The sequence below is a fragment of the Stieleria varia genome, from assembly GCF_038443385.1.
Classification (GTDB): domain Bacteria; phylum Planctomycetota; class Planctomycetia; order Pirellulales; family Pirellulaceae; genus Stieleria; species Stieleria varia.
The window spans coordinates 3415086-3436513 of the sequence record NZ_CP151726.1; the positions used below are offsets into that span (position 1 = coordinate 3415086).

Genomic DNA, 21428 nt, shown 5'->3' on the forward strand with positions numbered 1-21428 from the left:
CGTATTGCAATGCAAAACCACACCAACCACGTCTCCGATCACTTCTCGACCATCACCGTCGGATCCATCCCGGTCAGCACGCCCCGCGCGTCGCAGACCTGGGATCCAGGCGACATCCGAATCCTGATGGTGGATGACGAAGAATTGAACTTGGACGTCATCCGTGGCTATTTGAGCATGGACGGCTACAAGCAGTTTTTGATGACGACCGATCCGGTTCAGTCCCTGCAACTGATGGAGAAAAACGACGTCGACATCGTCTTGCTCGACGTCCAAATGCCCGTGATGAACGGACTGGACGTGTTGCGTGCGATCCGAGGCAGTCGGCACTCAGCTACCTTGCCCGTCATCGTGCTGACCGCCAACGCCGATGACGAAACACGCCTTCATGCGTTGAAACTGGGCGCTACCGATTTCTTGCAGAAACCCGTCAGTCGCGTCGAATTGACCGCGCGGATTCAGAACACGCTGTCCGTCAAGGCCTACCACGATCGGCTCGAGAACGAATCTCAAATGCTGCAAACCGCCGTCCGTGAACGCACCAAGCAGTTGGAAGCGTCCCGGATGGAAGTCATCAACTGCCTCGCGCGTGCGGCGGAATTCCGAGACGACGATACAGGAAACCATGTGTTGCGAGTCGGTCGCTACGCGCGAATCATCGGGCAGCAAATGGGACTCGACGCCAACTATCTCGAGATCCTGGAGCCCGCTGCCCAGTTGCACGACGTCGGCAAGATCGGTGTGCCGGATAACATCCTGCTGAAACCAGGAAAACTGACCGCCGAAGAATTCGAGTACATGCAGCGTCACTGCGGGTTCGGAAAACGCATCGTCACGCCGATGACGGCTGAGGAATCCAGCATCGTTCGCAACCACGCCGAGCTGGGAGCCAAAATTCTCGGAATCACCGAGTCACCGATCTTGGAGATGGCACAACGAATTGCGTTGACGCACCACGAAAAATGGGACGGCTCCGGCTACCCGCTCGGTTTGTCAGGAGAGAACATTCCGTTGGAAGGTCGAATCACCGCCGTGGCCGATGTGTTTGACGCGCTGAGCAGCAAACGACCTTACAAGCCCGCGTTCCCCTTGGACAAATGCTTCAGCATCATGCGGGAAGGCAGCGGTCAGCACTTCGACCCCAAATGCATCGAAGCATTCTTTGCAGCCGTCGATCGCATCGTGCAAACCCAAATCGATTTCGCCGACGTCGAGTGATTGGGAAGCCACGTAGGCGAGTCTCTCCGAGACTCGCAAAAAGAATGCATCTGTGTTGGCTCAGCAGCGATATAACACCCCAACGCACCGACACCCGTGGCCTGACGGCCAGCGGCTCAGGGCGTTTAGCAATGCCGTCCGCTCCGGTTCGCCCTGGCGTCTTTTCGATAACGGCTTGGCGATCTGCCGGTTTGCGATTTGAATTGGCGGTAGAAGGTCGATAGGTCGTTGAACCCACATTCAAAGGCGACCGAAGCAACCGGCAACTCCGAGTCGCTTAACAGTTTCTTGGCATGTGCAATCGCCAAGCGTCGTACACGATGCAGCCATGTTTCTCCCGTGATCGAATGAAACTGAGAGGTAAAGCTGCGACGCGAAATACCGAGTTCCTCTGCCGCCTCATCGATCGAGCGGGCTTCAAAGAACTCGGAGTCCAAACGACGAACGTACTCCCGCATCGCATCGTGATCCGCAGACTCACTACGTCGCTGCATGAAACTCTCTTGAGACCGACGCGATACCCACGCGAGCAACCGCAGCGCATCGGCGACGATCGATAGGGACACGCTGTCATCGCCTCGAGTTTGCTCATGCCTCATCCGACGCATCAGCGTCGCGATACGATTGGACTCCGGTGGCCCCGCATCGTGCTGGCACAAACACATGCGGGACAGAATCGATCGGTCGAAATCCAGCAGGTCCGTTCGAATGCAGCAGACATACAAGCTGGAGGCACTGTCATGGTCGTCAACGATACGATTGGCCGTCTCGGGTGGAACAACGATCACGTCTGCTGCGCGAAACGGGATCGTCTGAGTCGGAAACTCGAATCGGCCGCTGCCGCGTAGCACGTAGACGATCTTGATGAAGCTGTGGGTGCGCCACTGCATCGTGAACTGCGGCGAGTGATGACTTTCCAGGATCGCCACACCGTAGCTCGGCAGCGTCTCATCGACCGGCCGGTCTCGTAGCGCCCGCGTGTCTGGCGTGTTTTTCATGCTTTCTCTGGTGCTGCGATCGTAAATGGACCTCGATTGGAAACGATGCAAATACCAGCACGAAGCGCAAGCGAGTGAAAAAAACACAGTGAGTCACTCGCTTGCGCTTCGTGCTGGTATCGAAGCTCAACTCGCGACACTGGCCATAGCGTCTCAACTCACTCGGGATTCATTTGCCCGATTTGCAATATCTTGTTTGCCCAATTTTCCTCGACAAAAGACTGCAAAACAACTACTTTCATGCAAACCATTTCCCAAAACGCAAAAAACGGGTTCTCGCCACATGTCCATTGATCCGATTTCCATGCTCCGTCCCCGACGCAAGATCACGGGGATGTCCGCGATTTTGCTGCCCCTGCTTGCCGATGACTCGGTGGATTGGACCGGGTTTGAGTCACATGTGCGGTTGACGCTCGACGCGGGGTTGATCCCGGCGGTGAACATGGACACCGGATACGGGAACTTGATCGACGAGGCGACGCGACAAAGCGTCTTGCAGCGAACTCAAACGCTCGCAGGGAGTGGTGGGTATGTTGCCGGTGTCTATGTCGCCGACCAACCCGACAGCGATTTTGATGCGGACGCATACCGCAGAGGGTCGGAGCAGATTCAACAGCACGGCGGAACACCAGTCTTCTTTCAGTCTTTTGGCTTGACCGGCCAATCGGATGATCAGATCGTTTCTGGTTATCAGACACTGGCGGCCAGTTGCGACACGTTCATTGCGTTCGAACTTTCTGATGTGTTCTTGCCGTTGGGCAAGATCTATTCATTGGACGTGTACGAGCAGTTGATGCAGATTCCTGGTTGCGTGGGTGCAAAACATTCGTCGTTGCGACGAGAACTGGAGTGGCAACGATTGCAGCTTCGCGATCGTGTTCGTCCCGATTTCAAAGTTCTGACGGGGAATGATCTGGCGATCGACATGGTGATGTACGGCAGCGACTACTTGCTGGGACTGAGCACCTTTGCCCCGGACGCCTTTGCTCGTCGCGATGCGATGTGGGAAAGTGGCGATCCAGGGTTCTATGAGTTGAACGATTTGCTGCAGTATTTGGGCGCGTACACGTTTCGTCCCCCGGTACCCGCCTACAAACACTCCGCCGCCATGTTCTTGAACTTGCGCGGCCGGATCGCAACCGATCGAACTTATCCTGGATCTCCCACCCGCGCTGAAAGTGACCTGGAAGTGCTGCAGAGTATTTCGACCGATCTGAACCGATTGATGGAGGCATAGAGCAATGGCATTTCCAAGAGTAGCAAGCCTGAAGACACACGACGAGTTCGTGAATCGACTTCGAGAACTGGGAATCGATTTGGAGAGTGATGCGGAAGTTCAATCGGGTGAGAGCAGCGTGCTTGCTCAGGCCGCGTCGGTCGATGGGATGCGAATCGGAAATCGATTTTGCATCTTGCCGATGGAAGGCTGGGACGGAACAGCCGACGGGAAACCGACCGAGTTGACGCGACGGCGTTGGCGGAATTTTGGTCTCAGCGGTGCCAAGTTGATGTGGGGTGGGGAAGCGGTGGCGGTCCGGCATGACGGCCGAGCCAACCCCAATCAACTGTGCATGACGGCCGACAACGCATCCGACATCGAGTCGCTACGCAACGAGTTGGCCGACGCACACTTTGAACATTTCGCCGACGACGGCGACTTGCTGGTCGGTCTGCAGTTGACCCATTCGGGACGCTTTGCTCGTCCGAACGAAAAGAGCAAAGCCGAACCACGTACCGCGCAGCGTAATCCTGTTTTGGATGCACGATTGAATATCCATGACGACTCGGCGTTGTTGTCTGACGACGATTTGAAACGACTGATCGACGATTTTGTCGCCGCGTCCGTGCTTGCCCAGAAAATCGGATTCACTTTTGTCGATATCAAACACTGCCACGGCTACTTGGGGCATGAGCTGCTCAGTGGAGTGGACCGGGTGGGCCAGTTCGGCGGCTGCTTTGAGAACCGAACACGATTCTTGCGACAGATCGTTTCGGGGATCCGCACGGAAGCCCCCGGGCTGAAGATGGGTGTCCGTGTCAGCATCTTCGATTTTCTGCCTTACACCAAAGGGCCAGACGGAACCGGAGTTCCGGAGCCCTCAGCGGATGGTCGTTTGGCTTTTGGTAGCGACGCCAGTGGCAGCAAGATCGATTTGGATGAGCCGTCTCAGTTCATGGACTTGCTCAAAGAACTCGGCATCCGCTTGGTCTGCACGACTGCGGGCAGCCCCTACTACAATCCCCACATCCAACGTCCTGCGTACTTTCCACCGAGTGACGGATATCAGCCGCCGGAAGATCCGTTGGTAGGCGTTGCCAGACAAATCGCGGCGACCGCCGAACTGAAACGTCGTCATCCCGATTTATTCTTCGTCGGTTCGGGCTACACCTATCTACAGGACTGGCTGCCCAACGTCGCCCAAGCCGCTGTGCGAACCGGTGCGGTGGACTCGGTCGGTCTGGGACGGATGGTGCTGTCGTATCCCGATTTGCCCGCCGATGTGATTGCCGGAAAAACGATGACGCGCAAGAAGGTCTGTCGAACGTTCAGCGATTGCACGACGGCACCGCGAAATGGAATCGTCAGCGGCTGTTATCCGTTGGACCCGTTCTACAAAGCGATGCCAGAAAGGGATCAGTTGAACGCATTGAAGAAAGAAGCGTGAGTGCAAGGGAACGCTGTTCCCCGTTTGACCCGTAGCCAACGGCGCAGGCGGCAGCGGCGTTTGATTTACCTGTAGTGGACGAGGTTACGAACCATCGACACGGTTCTTCGCTACAGGGACTGGGCTGTTCAAATTTGGTGTTGGCATTGATTTTTCAGTGTATGTTTTTGTTCCATGCATCGCAATCAAAGTGAGCCTCAGGCGCTAGCCGTGGGCCGGCACCACAATCCGCCTCAGGCGCTAGTGGGCCGTTGATTTAGTGAGCCGCGACGCGTAAGCGGCCGGGCCTACCGCATTGGCCGGTGCCTTACGGCCCACGGCTCACCCTTGCGTTCCCAATTTCGATTAAATCAACAGGCCACTAGCCGTGGGCCGGCACCACAATCCGCTTCAGGCGCTAGCCGTGGGCGGGCACCACAATCCGCTTCAGGCCCACGGCTAGCGCCTGAGGCTCACTGGGACCACCAGCTGCGCCGGCAGTGGGGACATGAATCCGCGCAAACCCAAAAAGACACAACCCCAACGTTTTGACAGCCCAGCGTCTTGCCCAGCTTCACGCCGCAACACGCATTCCCTTCACGCGCCGTGCGATGTACACAGCCGGCAGCACCAAGGCCAGCCACGGGATGATTGCGACGACAAAGATGACCAACTGCTGAAACAAGGCCAACAACGATCCGAGCGAGCCCACCCAAGAGTCACCGATTCGTGAAGCGAACGTGGGTGCTGCGGCGGGTTGGTACTCGGCACGTTCTCGGCAGTTGATCGTTACGGTTGCCAAGGTGGTTCGATCGGACAAGTATCGCATGCGTCCTTCCATGCGTTCGATTTCTTCACGCACGCGAGCCAATTCATTCTCGATGGACAGCACATCGGTCAACTTGCCCGTGCGCTCGTCCAGCATCTTGAGGATACGTTTTTCAAGTTCACGTTTGTTGGCGACACGCGCCGTGATGTCGACGAACTCTTCCGTCACATCTTGCGCGTTTTCTTGACGCGATTCCGCGAATCCTTGCTCGGCAACACCGCCCATCAGGTCGTGGTAGTTTTCCACGGGGACGCGGACGATCCAACTGCCCGATTGTTGGTCGCTGTACTGCCGATTCGTGTCCCGTTTGCTGATATAGCCGCCCAACTGACTGACGAGTCGAGGCAGCGCGGACTCGAAAGCGGTGTAGTCTTGTACGATCAATCCGATCGTGGACGTATAGATGATGCGCCGATTTGCGTCAGCAGCCGAGCCGGACGTCGACACCAGTTGGACTGCTTCGCTTGACGCTTTCTCGTTGCTCGAAGTCGTCACATCATCGTAGTCCAGCGACTCGGTATCCACCGAATCGTAGCCGTGCGATTGCCCTATTTGCTCGTACGGATTGGCGCCGCACCCCGATATCCAGAAACAGAACACCGTCAGAAGGGGCAGGCTGATGCGACGATGAGAGGGCGCCATGGGAGTGTCCTGCTAAAATGTGACGAAGCGAATTTCGAAAGAATCCTGAGTCACAGAGAAGACGACACACGTGACGTTTCGGATTTCGAAAACAGCCAAAACTCCATCGCGGGCGGATTCCCACTAAACTGAAGGACTGCAAAACGCGGTCTTTTCTGGAAAATCTGGTGATTCAGATTTTTTTGCGTGCGCCTCCGCTTTCTCGTCGCACTACATCGGTGACACCATGATGACTCAACCGCAAACAACCGATGACCAGCCGGTCACCCCCGAATCGCTGAACCAGCGATCCGACGGCGAATTGCTGGACGCTTGGTTTCGTGACTCGCATCACGATGCCTTTGCGCAGTTGGTGCGGCGATACAGCGTGATGGTGTTGAGCGTTTGTCAGCGTCGCTGCCGGACACCGGCCGACGTCGACGATGCGTATCAATCCACTTTTTTGCACCTCGCCCACCGTGGTCGCTCCATCCGCCATCCCGAGCGGCTGCCGGGCTGGTTGCATCGGGTCGCGCAGCGATCTGCGATGGCAACTTTGCGGATGCACAACACAGAAAACTCTGCCATGATCGAGCCTGCAGCAAAGACGACCGATCCGCTGGAACAGATCACGCGTCAGCACGAAGCGATCGTGATGGATGAGGAACTGGCGAGTTTGCCGGAGTCCTACCGAGCCGTCTTGGTCATGCACATGAGCGATGACTGTTCGCTGCAACGCATGGCCGAGCAGTTTCAGACGACGCTTGGCAGCATCCGCGGTCGGCTGCATCGCGGCAAGAAAATGTTGGCGGCAAGACTGCGACGCCGCGGCTTGGTCCCCGTCGTCGCCTTTGCTGCAGCCAGCGCCACGATGGTCTCACACGCGCAAGCCGCCAGCGCGGGCGATGCATTGATTCGCTTGACCGCCGGACCTGATTTGCCGCCGCCTCCCACGCCTATTCCCCCGCCCGAGCCTTTCTTTTCTTCTGGAGCGACCCTGATGACAACCCTTGCAACCACCGCTGGCGTGCTGGCCTTCGGTTCCCTCGCCTTTTGGATGACGATGCCCGATCAGACCGGGCATGCCGAGCAAACGAAACAAACCGTTGCCGCGATCGCCTTGCCGGCCGATGAATCACCCGTGACCGCTCAATTCGGCGGCGGTGGCATGGGTGGAATGGGCGGCGGTGGCATGAGTGTCACCAATGGGCAAATCGTCGGCAAAGAAGTCCGCGTCCTGCCCGCAAAGCCGACGACCGCTGTCGCGTCGCAGGTCGAAGAGATGATGGACGAATCCAAAGATCTTTCGTTGACGGGAACCGTTGGCGATCTTGCCACGGAACTGCAAACGCAACTGGGGATTCCCGTGATCATGGATCAGCGGGGTATCGCGTTTGCCGAAGCCGACTTGGGGGCTGCGGTGAAGTATTCCGGTAAAGAGGAACCGCTGCGAGCTGCGCTTCGCAAGCTGCTGTCGCCTTTGGGATTGAAAGCAGTGATAGAGAACGAGGGCTTGGTCATCACCGCGGACCCGAATGTCTTGGTGCATCAAGGAATCGGCACCAGTCGTTGGATCGCTTTGGAGGAGCAGTCGATGACGGAAATCGCTGATGCATTGAACAAGAAAGTTTCAGTGGAGTTCATCGATACGCCACTCGTCGAAGCCTTGGATGTAATGAGCGAAGAACTGGGCATGCAGATTCTGATCGATAAACGAGCGTTGGAAGAGATCGGACTGACGACCGACGAACCTGTCACTCTCGACGCCTCCGATAAAAAGGCGCTCGACTTGATCAACCTGATGCTCCAGGAATTGGATTTGACGCTGACCGCGACCAACAATCAGTTGACCGTCACAACCGTGGATGCAGCCGATGGATCGCTGATGACGCGAGTGTATTGGCTGGAAGGAATCGGCATGGCGAATAATTACGACAGCCTGATCCAATTGATTGAAACGTCCATCGAGCCTGACTCGTGGGAGTCTCTTGGAGGGACGTCGACGATCGCGCCGTACCCCACCAATCGACCGACCATTGTCATCAGCACGAACTTCCCCAACCATCTCCGCATCGAATCGTTGATCGAAACCCTTCGTCAAGCGCACTTCGGCATGGAACCGGAGGTAGAGGAAGTCAAACTGCCGCCGGCGAAAGAACAAGGTCCCCCCGGCGGCGGCGGATTCTTTTAACGTCGGTTACCGAAACACGTAGCCGCGTCTCTCCGAGACGCGAAATAGTCGCTCGACTCTCCGAGTCGTTAGCGTGCCGCACCATGTGGTTGCCCAACGCCAATCGCCAAACACACATCAACAGGTGTCAAACTCGTTCACCAAGCGCTCGACCAGATAGCAGGGCACGCTGTCGATCTGGAAGATCGAGCGACTATCACGCGTCTCTCCGAGACGCGAAATAGTCGCTCGACTCTCCGAGTCGTTAGCGTGCCGCACCATGCGATTGCCCAACGCCAATCGCCAAACACACATCAACAGGTGTCAAACTCGTTCACCAAGCGCTCGACCAGATAGCAGGGCACGCTGTCGATCTGGAAGATCGAGCGACTATCACGCGTCTCTCCGAGACGCGAAATAGTCGCTCGACTCTCCGAGTCGTTAGCGTGCCGCAACGTGCGATTGCCCAACGCCAATCGCCAGACACACATCAACAGGTGTCAAACTCGTTCACCAAGCGCTCGACCAGATAGCAGGGCACGCTGTCGATCTGGAAGATCGAGCGACTATCACGCGTCTCTCCGAGACGCGAAATAGTCGCTCGACTCTCCGAGTCGTTAGCGTGCGGCACCTTGCGATTGCCCAACGCCAATCGCCAGACACACATCAACAGGTGTCAAACTCGTTCACCAAACGCTCGACCAGATAGCAGGGCACGCTGTCGATCTGGAAGATCGAGCGACTATCACGCGTCTCTCCGAGACGCGAAATAGTCGCTCGACTCTCCGAGTCGTTAGCGTGCCGCAACGTGCGATTGCCCAACGCCAATCGCCAGACACACATCAACAGGTGTCAAACTCGTTCACCAAGCGCTCGACCAGATAGCAGGGCACGCTGTCGATCTGGAAGATCGAGCGACTATCACGCGTCTCTCCGAGACGCGAAATAGTCGCTCGACTCTCCGAGTCGTTAGCGTGCCGCACCATGCGATTGCCCAACGCCAATCGCCAGACACACATCAACAGGTGTCAAACTCGTTCACCAAACGCTCGACCAGATAGCAGGGCACGCTGTCGATCTGGAAGATCGAGCGACTATCACGCGTCTCTCCGAGACGCGAAATAGTCGCTCGACTCTCCGAGTCGTTAGCGTGCGTCACCTTGCGGTTGCACAACGCAAATCGCCAAGCACACACATAATCTGCCAAGGAACGAGAAATGGCGAACATGTACCGTGTCGGTATGACAAGGTGCGGATTATCAGCAATGCCTGATCGGTGAGATTGTTTCACCCCTTCAGGGTTTGACAGGGCCTGGATAATATGAACCCAGGGCGTCGCTTCGCTTTGCCCTGGGCTGTTATATCAAGCCCTTTCAGGGCACAGGGAATCGCACCGGCGAATTTGCCTTCTATTCTCTTCACGTCCTGAAAGTCGAGCGACTATCGCTCCTCAATTCGACTCGGCGATCGTCCATTTTTCGCCGTCGCTGTTAGCGACCTTGGCCGTGATCAGCGACCCTTTACCGAAAGCCGGGTTGCTCGTGATCAACTCCGCCGGAACGAACCGCCCGGTGGTTCCTCGCAACAATTTCGCAGGGTTGCCGTTCGATGGTCCAAGCTCCGCCATTGGTGTGTTCGACTCGACCAGCAATTGGACTTCGCTGCCCACCATCGCATGACAGTACTCCGATCGCAGTTCTGCTTCCAGTGAGATCAGCTCATCCATACGCTCGCTGCGAACGTCCGCAGAAATCTGGTCTTCCATCTCCGCCGCGGGGGTGCCACGTCGAGGGCTGAAGGGAAACGCGTGGATCTTGGAAAAACCAGCGGCTCGGCAAGTGTCCATCGTCTGTTGAAACTCGGCGTCGGTTTCGCCGGGAAACCCGACAATCACATCGGTCGTGATTGAAGGATCGGGCAACGCCTCTCGAAGCAATCGACACCGGTCCAAGAACATGCGAGTGCCCCAGCGGCGGCGCATGCGACGCAACACGCTGTCACTGCCGCTTTGCAGACACAAGTGAACGTGCGGAACGATGCGATCGCCATGATCCGCCATGACCGAGATCAGTTCCCGTGTCGTCTCCGTCGCTTCGATGCTACTGAGGCGAATGCGAAACTCGCCCGACAGACTACAAAGTTGTTTCAAGAGATGCGCCAGCCGCGTCCAGTTTTCGCGAGGTTGATTGCGATTCCAATCGACGCCGTAGTGCCCTAAGTGAATGCCCGTCAAGACAACTTCGCGATGTCCCGCGTCGACCAACCGTTCGACTTCCTCAACGATCTCGTTCATCGGACGCGAGTAAAGTTTGGGACGGACATGGGGGATGATGCAATAGCTGCAACGCAACAAGCATCCGTCTTGGACTTTGACGTACGCGCGATGACGACCGGAGAAACCATCGAGCCCCGTGGGCACATCGATGACGCCGAAGCGTGACATCAGGTCGGGCAGTTCCCGTTTGTCGGTCACCACGTCGACGACACCCGGCAACGAGGCGACTTCCTCCGGCGCCCGTGTCGCGTAGCAGCCCATCACGACGATGCGTGCATCGGGGTTTTCGCGTGCCAAGCGTCGGATCACTTGTCGGCTCTTTGCGTCACCTTGATGGGTGACCGTACAAGTATTGACGATGCAGACATCGGCGGGCTCATCGCCCTGGCAGTCCTGGAACCCGACGCGCTGCAAACCCTGTCGGACCAATTCGGTCTCGTACTGGTTGACTTTGCAGCCCAGCGTCGTGGTTCGTAACTTGGCACTCATGAAAACAGAAAGGCGATCACTCGACCGGTTCGATCGTCGCCGACATGCTGCCTTTGCAGTTGGAGCTCAATTCGTCTTTGCCGAACGCGTGGATCTGGTCGCGTTTCAGCTCTGCATGTTCCATGGTCGTGGTCAAGCAGATCGCGCGGCCGGACGTGTCGACTTCTTTGGCGATTTGGAATCCTTTTTCGATCGGATGACGAAACAGAGCTTTCATCATCGAGACCACGTAGTCATACGTGTGATGGGAATCGTCCCACAGAATCACGTTGTAACGAGGCTGCTTCTTACGCTTGCGATTCGACTTTTCGTCGGTTTTCGTTCGAACAATCGGCTCGGCAACCAAGGGCTGATCAGCCATTTTCTCTTGCTCCATGCAACTGGTATTGGACGACGCAGGGCTGGCCACACGCCAAAACGACTCGCCGCAGCACATTCGGCTGCGGCGGTGATATTGAGTGAACCCTCGTCGGCCTCTATTGTAGCGCCGTGGAATGTTGGTCTACAGCACCGGATCGAATATTTCCGCTCGTTTTTTCCTCCCCCGCTTCGGACGGTTTGATCCGAACCCAAGGACGCGTTTTTTGTCCATTTGGTTCCCCAAAACGCCCTTTTCGACGGGGGAAATCCTTATTGGCCACATACAGACGGGTCGCCACATGTCGGTTTCCGAGCTACTGGACACATTGCAATCCGATCAACAACGGCTGCTGGATGACTTGATCCAGTGGCTACGAATTCCCAGCGTCAGCAGCGACAGTCGCCACATCGATGACACCCAGAAAGCCTGCCAGTGGATTGCAGACAAGTTGTCCGGTGCCGGTCTGAGCGTGGAGATTTTGCCCACCGAAGGCCATCCGATGGTCTTGGCCGAGACGCCGCCGGTCCCAGGAGCACCGACGGTCGTGGTCTACGGCCACTACGACGTCCAACCCGCTGAACCGCTGAACCAGTGGACGACTCCGCCGTTTGAACCCGAGGTGCGAGACGGCAACTTGTACGCTCGTGGCGCGACGGATGATAAAGGCCAGTTGCTGACGCATGTTCAGAGCGTTTGTCGTTGGCTGGAAACCGGGCGACCGCTGCCGTTGCAGATCAAGTTCTTGATCGAGGGTGAAGAAGAAATCGGCAGTGCGAACTTGGAACGTTTGCTGCCCGAGCTGCGTGAACGCTTGGCGTGCGATTGCGTCGTGATCAGTGACAGCAGCCAGTACGCGGACGGACAGCCTGCGATCACGTACGGATTGCGTGGCATCGCAACCTACGAATTGCAGGTGGACGGCCCCAGCCAGGACCTGCACAGCGGTTCCTTCGGCGGTGCGGTCATGAATCCCGCGATCGCTCTGACGCAGATGCTCTCTTCGTTGATCGACTCGGAGGGTCGCATTCAGATCCCCGGCTACTACGATGACGTCCGTGACTTGACCGATACCGAACGACGTCAGTGGCAGGACCTGCCTCAAGACGACGATGCCTTCGCCAAAGCCATCGGAGTGGATGAGTTGGCGGGCGAATTGGGCTTTTCGACCAACGAGCGACGATGGGCCAGACCAACGTTCGACATCAACGGATTGACATCCGGGCATCAGGGCGAAGGCGGCAAGACGATCATCCCGGCAACGGCATCGGCGAAGTTCAGTTTTCGATTGGTGCCCGACCAAGACCCCGAAAAGGTCACTGCGGGATTGCGAAAGCATCTGGATCAACACACTCCGACCGGCGTCCGCTGGTCATTGAAGTGCGGTCACGGTGCCGTCGGGATGCTTGCCAATACCGACAGCCCGTTCATGAAAGCCGCCAGCGACGCGATCGAACAAGCCTTTGGGGTCTCCCCGGTCTTGATCCGCGAAGGCGGCTCGATTCCGATCGTCACCCGGTTCCAGGAAGTGCTGGGTTGCGATTGCTTGCTGCTGGGCTGGGGCCTGAGTGACGATAACGCTCATAGCCCTAACGAAAAGTTTCGTGTGGACGACTACTTTCGTGGAATCCAGGCATCGGCAATCCTGTGGGACGAAATCGGCAAACTCAACGCGAACACGTGATCGCCGAGTTTGCCATAATCCGTACGCTGCGATTCGAAAACACTTGCTCCCGTTTCCCATCTGCCTCCGTAAAGCCAAATCCTCACCATGTTGGACCGAAAACTCATCCTGGAGAATCCCGATGCCGTTCGCGAAAACTGCGAGCGCCGCGGAGTGCCCTGCGACATCGACCGCATCATCGAACTGGATGCCAAACGTCTGGAAAAGCTGCAGCTCTCGCAGGAATTGAATCGTCAAGCCAACGAGTGCAGCAAGCAGATTCCTGCGGCCAAGGATAACGACGAACGCCAACAGTTGATCGCACGCGGCCGCGAACTGCGAGAGCAAAAGGATGCTGCGCAGAGCGAGCACGACGAGCTGGAAGCGGAGATCGTCGCGTTGCAGACGCTGATTCCCAACATGACGCACCCGGATGTTCCCACCGGTGGCGAAGACGACGCGACGGAGCTTTGTTTCGGCGCGACGGCGAAACCGAGTTTCGATTTCCAGCCGCTGGATCACTTGGAGTTGAATGAAAAGCACGACCTGTTCGACTTCGAAGCCGGTGCGCGTGTGGCCGGTGCCGGGTTTTACTTCCTGAGAAACGCCGCGGTGCGATTGGACCTTGCGCTCCAACAATTTGCCATCAGCTTTCTTGCCGACAAAGGATTCACGCCGGTTTCGACGCCCGACTTGGCGCTCACCAGCGTGCTGCACGGCACGGGATTCAATCCTCGCGGGCCTGAGACGCAGATCTACAGCATCGAGAACACCGAGCTGAACTTGGTCGCCACCGCCGAGATCACTTTGGGCGGTATGATGGCCGGGCAAACAATGACTGCAGAGGAGTTGCCGTTGAAACTCTGCGGCTTGAGCCACTGCTTTCGCACGGAAGCCGGCGCGGCGGGACGAGCCTCCAAAGGTTTGTACCGCGTCCATCAGTTCACCAAAGTCGAGATGTTCGCGTTCACGACGCCCGAACAAAGCGATGCGGTACACGAAGAGATGCGTGGCCTGGAATGTGAGATTTTTGACGCACTGGAAGTCCCCTATCGTGTGATCGATACCGCCAGTGGAGACTTGGGCGGACCGGCGTACCGCAAGTATGACTTGGAAGCCTGGATGCCAGGACGCGGCGACGGCGGCGACTGGGGCGAAGTCACCAGCACGAGCAATTGCACGGACTACCAAGCCCGACGCTTGAATGTGCGATTCAAGAAAGCAGGCGAGAAGGGAACGCACTTTGTCCACACGCTCAACGGCACCGCCGTCGCGACCGGGCGAGCCATGATCGCGGTACTGGAGAACCACCAGCGCGCCGATGGCACCATCAACGTGCCCACCGTGCTGAGACCTTGGATGGGAACCGACGTGATCGGCTGATCGTGCTGTCGTCGAGCCGTAAACCGGCTAAACTCTGGGGCATCCCACCTACTCTCCCTCCTCCGGAATTGGATGCAGCCTGACCGTGGACGACAACACCGATCAAAACGACGCAACCAACGCAGATCCCACCACTGAGTCGACCGACAACCTCGAAACGACTCAGGCGGTGTCCGAGTTGGAACTCGGCAATCGAAATCCTTCGCTCTGGCAGGACATGAGAACGTCGGAGGACTGGTGGGCCATCTGGTGCGCCGGTCTCCTGCTGATCGTTGGCTTTATCGCCGTCTGGATGAACGCTCCCGATCCACCACCGCCGGGCAGCAAAGAAAAAGTCTCCGTCTCCTCGCCGCTGAAGCCTTGGCTGTCCAAACCAAGCACATGGCGTGAGAACCCGCTGCATGCGTTTTACACGCCAGTGGAGGTCGTCGCTCAATGGGAACAGGAGGCGGCCGAGGCAAAGAAGAAAGCGAACGCGGAAGCAGCCGAGCGGTGGGGGGAAAAGAGCGAGCCCAAGGAGGCCGCCAAGCCTGAAGCAACTGAGCCCGAAGCCGCCAAGCCCGAAGCCGCCGCGGAAAAGTCTCCGCCGAAACCACCCAAAGCCGTCAATACCATCTACGGGACACTGGGATCGTTTCTGGTGATCGGATTGCTGTTCGCGGGCGCGATCCACATCAGAGGTCAGTCGGCTAGAAAATTCTTGACAGCGTTTCCCGTCGTCTTTGCCCTGGCGACTGTTGCCTATGTGCTGTCCGGCCAGAGTGTGATCAAGGCCTACAATCTCGAATACGCTTTGTGGGCTTTGTTGGTCGGGTTGATCATCAGCAATACCATCGGCACGCCAAAGTGGTTGGGCCCGGCCGTGCTCACCGAGTTTTACATCAAGACTGGATTGGTGCTGCTGGGGGCGGAGGTCTTGATGAGTCGACTGGTCGCCCTCGGCTTGCCGGGTGTCTTCGTCGCTTGGGTGGTCACGCCCATCGTGTTGATCACCACGTACATCTTTGGCCAGAAAGTGCTCAAGATGGAGTCGCGTTCGCTGAACATGGTGATCGCAGCGGACATGTCCGTCTGCGGCGTCTCGGCCGCGATCGCGACCGCGGCGGCGTGCAAGGCAAAGAAGGAAGAATTGTCACTGGCGATCGGACTCTCACTTTCGTTCACCGTGGTGATGATGGTCGTGTTGCCGATGGTGATCAAGTTCTTGGATCTCAGTCCGACGCTCGGCGGAGCATGGTTGGGCGGAACGATCGATGCGACCGGTGCTGTTGCAGCAGCAGGGGCAACGTTGGGCGACGAAGCGTTGGAAGTCGCTTCGGCGGTGAAGATGATCCAAAACATCTTGATCGGTGTCACCGCGTTCTGCGTGGCCGTTTATTGGGTCACCTCTGTGGAGCGAGACCCATCGGCTCCACGCCCCAGTGCGATGGAGATTTGGTATCGATTTCCGAAATTCGTCATCGGTTTTGTGGTTGCTTCGATCGTCTTTTCGATCTTGCACGCCGTGCTGCCGCTGGGGCCGGAGATGGTGTCCGCGATGATCAAGGACAGCACGAAAACGATTCGCAGTTGGCTCTTCTGCATGGCGTTTGTTTCCATCGGTTTGCAAACCAATTTCCGCGAATTGATGCCGTATTTCAAAGGCGGCAAGCCGATGATCCTGTACGTCTGCGGTCAAAGTCTGAATTTGATCCTGACGTTGGCGATGGCTTGGTTGATGTTCGAAGTCGTCTTCAAGGACGTGGTGTCGCCATGACCAGCGAACGCAAGAATGCCAGCGGATGGACCAAGCTGGCCCTGGTCGTCTGCGTGATGGCGTTTGTTTGGCTGATCGTGTTGCCGCGATTGGCAAAGCAGGACGTCGTGGAAGCACGCATTCGTTGGCTCGACGAAAAGCGAATCGATCCGGCGGCGATGTTCTATACCGAACTTGATTCGATGGACGACTACCTCAGCCGAATCGATCACTGATTTCGGTAGGGATGTTCGTCCGCTGTTACCTCCACGAAGGGATTTTCGAGGGCCTGTCTGCGCAAGTTAATGATTAGGGATGGCAGAACGTTTGGCGGGGCACGCTATCGACTTGGAAAGTCGAGCGACAATCGTTTAACGCCAAGCCGCAGGCGACAACGTCACCACCATCCGCCCATACACAAACCATACGCTTTGTGCCGTGCTAGGCTACTGCAAACTCTCCCGGTTGCGTCGGGAGAGGTGTCAGAAACTTAGCGGCGCGCCACAGTGCGACAACCACAATTTTGAACAGCCCAACCAAGTTCCGTTTGACCCGCAGCCGAAGGCGTAGGCGGAAGCGGCATTGGGTCTGCGGTGCCATGCGTTTGGTAGCGTCTCCTACGCCTTCGGCTACGGGTCAAACGAAGGGAAGCCCAGCGTGCGGCAACAACCAACGTCAGCGGCGCGTCGGCGTGTGGCTGTTCATTCTTCGGCCAGCATTTGCTCAAGGGTTTGACGCATTTGCTGCTCACCCGGCGTGCCCTGCCAATTCATTTCGCCTTGCCACCAACGTCGCAGAAACCCTTCTTTGTCGATCAAATAAACGGTCGGCCACTTCGTATTGGCCCACTGATTCCAGTTGGACGATTTCAAGTCCAACAAAACCGGGTACTCCAACTGGTCCTGCTTCATCGCAGCGGCAACCCGCTGAGGATCCCGCTCCGCCGAAGTCTCAGGCCGTTGGATCCCGATCACGACGAGGCCTTTGTCTGCATAGTCACGATACCATGCATTGTAGTGCGGCAGATTTCGTTGGCAGTTGATGCACTGAAACGCGTAGAAGTGCACCGCGACAACCTTGCCTTTCAAATTGGCCAACGTGGTCGGTTCACCCTGCAACCAAGTGACTCCTTCGCTCATCAACTCAGGTGCCATTGGCTCGGTGCGTTTGATCTTTGAGAAATCAAAAGGCGTCCCCGTCAACGTTCCGATCGTCAGCCTTTGTTGCTTGGTCAGTGCATCGCCATACAACTTTCGTTCATCCTCTTCCAGTTCAGCAAGCTCCGCAGACGCTGCCGCCGCGTCAAGCTTTCCAGAATTGAGTTGCTGCTGCAGTTCGAGTGCTTTCCGGTCGGTTTCGACGAACTCGTCGAGCAGTTTTTGTCGCAAGGAGTCACGCATTTGCAGTGCCTCGACGACATGTGGCTGGGTGATCATCCGCGTACCCAGAGCTTGCACGGTCAGTTCACTGAGTCGTTTTCGCTGATCGGGATCAAGTGTCTGATCCAATCTCGATTGCAGCCTCGCCGTCAGCATTCGAACTTGTTCGGACTGGCGATCCACAGGCAAATTGCGTGAGCGAAACCAAACGCCGTCAACGTCCCGCAAAACGTCCATCACCGAATCGACCTGCTGCTCGCTGAGTTTCAATTCCTGGTGAACCGCATCGTCGCGAATCATCTTCAGCAACACAGGTGGCGTCTGCGGCATCGCCGTCGGCGTGGCGTCCTGGGCAGATGCAGGCTGAGTGCAGATGACAGATGAGAAAGCGAGTGCAAAGCAAGCGAGAGCGATTTTCATGGCATCACGATGGACGAGTTGCGAGTGAGAATGGTGCGGCATAGCAAGGGCATTCGACTGGCAGCCAAAGAGTTGGTCGTAGCAACTCGCTTGATGCATTTCGTTGAGCGGACTGAATGCCCCCCAGCCCCTCTCCCCCAAAAACTGGCTCGCTTAGGCTCGCCAGTTTTTGGGGGAGAGGGGAGCCCTATTTGACTGTTGAAGTCACGTTCCTGTAATCGCCATTGGGTCCTTCAGTCCGCCGCGTGCGAATCCAAAACCACCAGTTGATTCCACGGTTTCCCTTGTTCGGACCGTCCGTGAATCAAGTATCGATCTGTTTCAGGACTCGCTGGCAGGGCGTTTGAGTCCAGGGTGTAGGTGCCATAGCTGACCACCAGCGAGCGAGGATCCGATAGCGCTCGTTCGTATCCGTCATCGAGCGGCCCCAAGCAGACGTCGTCACTGAATGTCGCTCCGATCTCTTTGCGATTATCGATCTCTGTGTCACCGGTTCTCCAATCGTCGTTGATCCCTTTCTGCCCCGGCTGCTGATCCGCACCGACACTGATCACGACGGGTGCTGTGGCGTCATAACGCAGAAGATCAACACGTTGCCATTGGCTGGGCCGTTGCAAGGGATCGCCGGCCAAGTGTTGCAGCACGTCGGGGCGTTGAAGCCCCTGATCGGGCATCTCAGCGAACCGGTTTTGCTTTGCCCTCCACAACGCTGCTGAGATCAGCACCGCCAGCAGAACAGCCAGGAGAGGTTTGGGCAGCATGGTGGTGAAAAACGGGTGTAAAGGCGAACGAGAGCCAAATCTGCACCCACCGTAGTGGACGAGGTCACGAGTCCCTGCAGCGTAAAACGTTTCGAGGACTCGTGACCTCGTCCACTACGGGCAGATTTTCATCTGCCTCACGCGTTAAAAATCCTCGACAACGGTTTGTTGGCGAATCTGTTCTGCCGAAACGTCGAACAAACGAATCGTCACCTGTAATGCTTTCAGCTTTGCCTGCACGGGAGCGACCGCACGGATCGGCAGAGTACTGGGAGCGAGAGTCGCCAGGCCGCCCATGGTTTGCAGGCCGGAATCCTGCCCCACAAATTCACCTTCGTTTGCTAGGCCACCTTGGATGAGTGACCACTGGCGGTACGACACCGGCGTGGTGATCGTGTTGCTGGGCGCGGCAGGATTGTTGGGCAACAACAGCGGTTGCAAACCGTTCTCACGAATCGAACCATTGACTGCACCGAACGGGAATCCGCCGCTGGGAGTCGAGATTCCTTCCTGATCAAACGCGTCGCGATCGAAGGCATTGGTCCACGTGTCGTACGTCGGCTGATAGAACGATGACAGTGTATCGGATGCGCCAAAACTGAGAACAAAGCGTCCGCTTTGTTGCCAAGACTTGGGAAAGATGACTCCATCGGTCCCCGCGGTGGGCTCGACTTCGATTCCGCTGAAGGGACTGGCTAGCTGGTTTCGGCGGGCGGGTGGAATCGGCCGATAGGTGGTGCCGTTGTAGTGCCTCAGGCCCCGCATGGCTCCACCGGGCAGACGGGTGTAATTCAAATCGACAAAGTCGCCGCGATCGACCAAGCGAAACGGTCCCGTGGTCCCGCGTCCGTCGTCATCCAACAACACTTCCGTCAATCGCAAGTCGGACATGGTGACGATCTCATCGTCCGTGCCGGGCAATCCCAACTCGTCGACATCGAATCCCGTGTTGCCGTCCTGGTCGTCGTTGTTGGGTGTACCACTGGATTGATCCAGCCCCAACCACACGTACTTCGGCGCGGTCTCATCAAAGATCTTGATGTCGAATCCCAAGATGTCTTCAGCGATCACGTCAGACCCGCCGCGGTTGACGCTCGCTGTGATCGGCGTTCCCACACCGGATCTGGCATCCGTCACGCGGTCCGCCAAACTGAATTCGGGACGCAAGTTGCTCACCAACGTGAATCGTCCGTACGGAAATGGACCGGCCGGAGGCGTCGCATTGTGGTTGGCCTGTGCGGGAAAAATATTCTCGCGGTTGATCAAATAGGGATGCGGCGGAGACAGTGCCAATTGGGGCATCGATGTACCGGCTCCGCCGTTGATCAGCGGCCCAGGTACTCGCACATGCCCGAATCGGTTGTCAGGACTGGTCAACTCCGGCAATGAATTGGCTCGCACAATTGGTGAGGGCACTCCGTAGCTCGTGGCCGTCGTGTCGGAGGCATCCGTTCTGGGGACGCTCCAGGAATCCGGGGCACGGCTGATCGACAAATCCATGACTTGCTGCATGCGTGCGACGCCCGCCAACCAGTTGGGCGAAAAGGTCGTCGTATTGGCTGCCCAGTTGCCTGGGGCAATGATTGCTGAGCTGCCGGCAAAGAAAGGTTCGTTGCCACCTCGCAATGTCAGCGGCAAGATGATCCAGCCTTGATTGGTCCGCCGCATGAACGGCAACGTGAAAACGCCCACGGTCAAGACATCCGGCGTGAACGTGGGCACGCCGCGGTTGAGATTACTGATGTTCATCTCGGCCGGGGTCATGTTCAGGTCCGGACGAATCAGCAGGACTCGGCGATGCAGGTCCATGCGATCGGGCAACAGATTACCATCGACGTCGGGGACCAGCGGGTATCCCGAGTTCGCTTCGTAATCGATCGTCCCGTCTTGGGTCCCCAGCGTCTTGACCCGCGCCCAGCGTGGCGCTGCCCAATAAGCGATCTCGGCCAAGTCTGAGTAAAAGGGAACCAGCAACGTGGGGTCAAATCCGGGCGGAGCCACCCAGCTCGTGCCCGCGGATCTGGCCCGGTGAGCTTCCAAAACACCCCAGGGGATAAAACCGGCGAAGGGCGAGTTCTCTTTGGCTTGAACGGTGAACGCGAGGTAATCGTCAAAATCGCCGAACCGACTGGTTGGAAAGTACTCCGGCTGAGCAGGGTCAAACCCGTCACCCAGGATCGTGGTCGCATGCGTGAAGGGACCTTCGTGATAAACGAGGTAACCATCTCCGGTTTGCTGTTCCGTTTCAGGATTGGGGTCAACGGTGGCACGTTGCAATTCGTCACGGATTCGCATGGCGACATCACGTAGGACGGAACTGAGTTCCAGCTCCGCCTGACTTTGGGTGACTTGATCACCGATCAACTTGTACGCTCGGGTCAAGCCGAGCATCAGCAACAGCGATGCGGTCAGCGCGATCAGGACCTCGATGATTGTGAACCCAACATCGGACGGTCGGACGGATGGGGAAGCTTTCTTTCTCAT

Annotated in this window: 15 protein-coding genes; 8 read left to right on the forward strand and 7 right to left on the reverse strand. The window is 57.2% G+C overall.

Features of this window, described 5'->3' with window-relative positions:
* The first annotated feature begins 9 nt into the window (after positions 1-9).
* A complete protein-coding gene (locus tag Pla52nx_RS11310; RefSeq protein ID WP_146517856.1) occupies positions 10-1218 on the forward strand; it encodes an HD-GYP domain-containing protein in 1209 nt (402 codons plus the stop codon).
* Positions 1219-1343: 125 nt separating this feature from the next.
* Here the strand turns inward: Pla52nx_RS11310 and Pla52nx_RS11315 are convergent, their stop codons facing one another.
* A complete protein-coding gene (locus Pla52nx_RS11315; RefSeq protein WP_146517855.1) occupies positions 1344-2216 on the reverse strand; it encodes a helix-turn-helix domain-containing protein in 873 nt (290 codons plus the stop codon).
* A gap of 304 nt (positions 2217-2520) precedes the next feature.
* On the opposite strand from Pla52nx_RS11315, the gene Pla52nx_RS11320 reads away from it, so the two are divergent.
* Positions 2521-3453, forward strand: coding sequence for a dihydrodipicolinate synthase family protein (locus Pla52nx_RS11320; RefSeq protein WP_231741580.1), 933 nt, complete (start codon positions 2521-2523; stop codon positions 3451-3453).
* Between the two features lie 4 nt (positions 3454-3457).
* Positions 3458-4882, forward strand: coding sequence for an NADH:flavin oxidoreductase (locus Pla52nx_RS11325; RefSeq protein ID WP_146517853.1), 1425 nt, complete (start codon positions 3458-3460; stop codon positions 4880-4882).
* Positions 4883-5435: 553 nt separating this feature from the next.
* Here Pla52nx_RS11325 and Pla52nx_RS11330 read toward each other — a convergent pair.
* Positions 5436-6332 carry a DUF4349 domain-containing protein gene (locus tag Pla52nx_RS11330; protein ID WP_146517852.1) on the reverse strand — a complete coding sequence of 299 codons (897 nt, stop codon included), beginning with the start codon at positions 6330-6332 and terminating at the stop codon, positions 5436-5438.
* A 226-nt stretch (positions 6333-6558) separates the two neighbouring features.
* Between Pla52nx_RS11330 and Pla52nx_RS11335 the strand changes: the two genes are divergently transcribed.
* The gene (locus tag Pla52nx_RS11335; protein WP_146517851.1) at positions 6559-8502 is read left to right on the forward strand and encodes an RNA polymerase sigma factor; all 1944 of its coding nucleotides are present in this window, start codon (positions 6559-6561) and stop codon (positions 8500-8502) included.
* Between the two features lie 1429 nt (positions 8503-9931).
* Here Pla52nx_RS11335 and mtaB read toward each other — a convergent pair.
* Positions 9932-11245 carry a tRNA (N(6)-L-threonylcarbamoyladenosine(37)-C(2))-methylthiotransferase MtaB gene (gene mtaB / locus Pla52nx_RS11340; RefSeq protein WP_146517850.1) on the reverse strand — a complete coding sequence of 438 codons (1314 nt, stop codon included), beginning with the start codon at positions 11243-11245 and terminating at the stop codon, positions 9932-9934.
* A 16-nt stretch (positions 11246-11261) separates the two neighbouring features.
* Positions 11262-11606, reverse strand: coding sequence for an ATP-dependent Clp protease adaptor ClpS (locus Pla52nx_RS11345; protein ID WP_146517849.1), 345 nt, complete (start codon positions 11604-11606; stop codon positions 11262-11264).
* A gap of 298 nt (positions 11607-11904) precedes the next feature.
* On the opposite strand from Pla52nx_RS11345, the gene Pla52nx_RS11350 reads away from it, so the two are divergent.
* The 4 genes from Pla52nx_RS11350 (at position 11905) to Pla52nx_RS11365 (ending at position 16620) form a co-directional block, all read left to right on the forward strand.
* A complete protein-coding gene (locus Pla52nx_RS11350) occupies positions 11905-13287 on the forward strand; it encodes a dipeptidase (protein WP_146517848.1) in 1383 nt (460 codons plus the stop codon).
* Positions 13288-13374: 87 nt separating this feature from the next.
* Positions 13375-14649, forward strand: a complete 1275-nt coding sequence (gene serS / locus Pla52nx_RS11355; protein WP_146517847.1) for a serine--tRNA ligase — start codon at positions 13375-13377, stop codon at positions 14647-14649.
* Between the two features lie 217 nt (positions 14650-14866).
* The gene (locus Pla52nx_RS11360) at positions 14867-16405 is read left to right on the forward strand and encodes a YeiH family protein (protein ID WP_146518622.1); all 1539 of its coding nucleotides are present in this window, start codon (positions 14867-14869) and stop codon (positions 16403-16405) included.
* Positions 16402-16620, forward strand: a complete 219-nt coding sequence (locus Pla52nx_RS11365) for a hypothetical protein (RefSeq protein WP_146517846.1) — start codon at positions 16402-16404, stop codon at positions 16618-16620. The genes Pla52nx_RS11360 and Pla52nx_RS11365 overlap by 4 nt, the downstream gene beginning before the upstream one ends.
* Positions 16621-17085: 465 nt before the next feature.
* Here Pla52nx_RS11365 and Pla52nx_RS11370 read toward each other — a convergent pair whose 3' ends face one another.
* The 3 genes from Pla52nx_RS11370 to Pla52nx_RS11380 all read right to left on the reverse strand — a co-directional run bounded on the left by Pla52nx_RS11370 (position 17086) and on the right by Pla52nx_RS11380 (position 21428).
* Positions 17086-18183 (reverse strand): redoxin domain-containing protein, encoded by a 1098-nt coding sequence (locus tag Pla52nx_RS11370; RefSeq protein WP_146517845.1) that lies wholly within the window; start codon positions 18181-18183, stop codon positions 17086-17088.
* Between the two features lie 233 nt (positions 18184-18416).
* Positions 18417-18944 carry a hypothetical protein gene (locus Pla52nx_RS11375; protein ID WP_146517844.1) on the reverse strand — a complete coding sequence of 176 codons (528 nt, stop codon included), beginning with the start codon at positions 18942-18944 and terminating at the stop codon, positions 18417-18419.
* 144 nt (positions 18945-19088) lie between these two features.
* Positions 19089-21428: a PulJ/GspJ family protein gene (locus Pla52nx_RS11380; RefSeq protein ID WP_146517843.1), complete on the reverse strand. Its 2340-nt coding sequence runs from the start codon at positions 21426-21428 to the stop codon at positions 19089-19091.

Coding starts and splice junctions, on each gene's coding strand:
- Pla52nx_RS11345 (WP_146517849.1), bottom strand. CDS start 11,606: ATGGCTGATCAGCCCTTGGTTGCCGAGCCGATTGTTCGAACGAAAACC.
- Pla52nx_RS11375 (WP_146517844.1), bottom strand. CDS start 18,944: ATGCTGCCCAAACCTCTCCTGGCTGTTCTGCTGGCGGTGCTGATCTCA.
- Pla52nx_RS11310 (WP_146517856.1), top strand. CDS start 10: ATGCAAAACCACACCAACCACGTCTCCGATCACTTCTCGACCATCACC.
- Pla52nx_RS11360 (WP_146518622.1), top strand. CDS start 14,867: ATGAGAACGTCGGAGGACTGGTGGGCCATCTGGTGCGCCGGTCTCCTG.
- Pla52nx_RS11380 (WP_146517843.1), bottom strand. CDS start 21,428: ATGAGAAAGAAAGCTTCCCCATCCGTCCGACCGTCCGATGTTGGGTTC.
- Pla52nx_RS11370 (WP_146517845.1), bottom strand. CDS start 18,183: ATGAAAATCGCTCTCGCTTGCTTTGCACTCGCTTTCTCATCTGTCATC.
- mtaB (WP_146517850.1), bottom strand. CDS start 11,245: ATGAGTGCCAAGTTACGAACCACGACGCTGGGCTGCAAAGTCAACCAG.
- Pla52nx_RS11350 (WP_146517848.1), top strand. CDS start 11,905: ATGTCGGTTTCCGAGCTACTGGACACATTGCAATCCGATCAACAACGG.
- Pla52nx_RS11315 (WP_146517855.1), bottom strand. CDS start 2,216: ATGAAAAACACGCCAGACACGCGGGCGCTACGAGACCGGCCGGTCGAT.
- Pla52nx_RS11365 (WP_146517846.1), top strand. CDS start 16,402: ATGACCAGCGAACGCAAGAATGCCAGCGGATGGACCAAGCTGGCCCTG.
- Pla52nx_RS11320 (WP_231741580.1), top strand. CDS start 2,521: ATGCTCCGTCCCCGACGCAAGATCACGGGGATGTCCGCGATTTTGCTG.
- Pla52nx_RS11330 (WP_146517852.1), bottom strand. CDS start 6,332: ATGGCGCCCTCTCATCGTCGCATCAGCCTGCCCCTTCTGACGGTGTTC.
- serS (WP_146517847.1), top strand. CDS start 13,375: ATGTTGGACCGAAAACTCATCCTGGAGAATCCCGATGCCGTTCGCGAA.
- Pla52nx_RS11335 (WP_146517851.1), top strand. CDS start 6,559: ATGATGACTCAACCGCAAACAACCGATGACCAGCCGGTCACCCCCGAA.
- Pla52nx_RS11325 (WP_146517853.1), top strand. CDS start 3,458: ATGGCATTTCCAAGAGTAGCAAGCCTGAAGACACACGACGAGTTCGTG.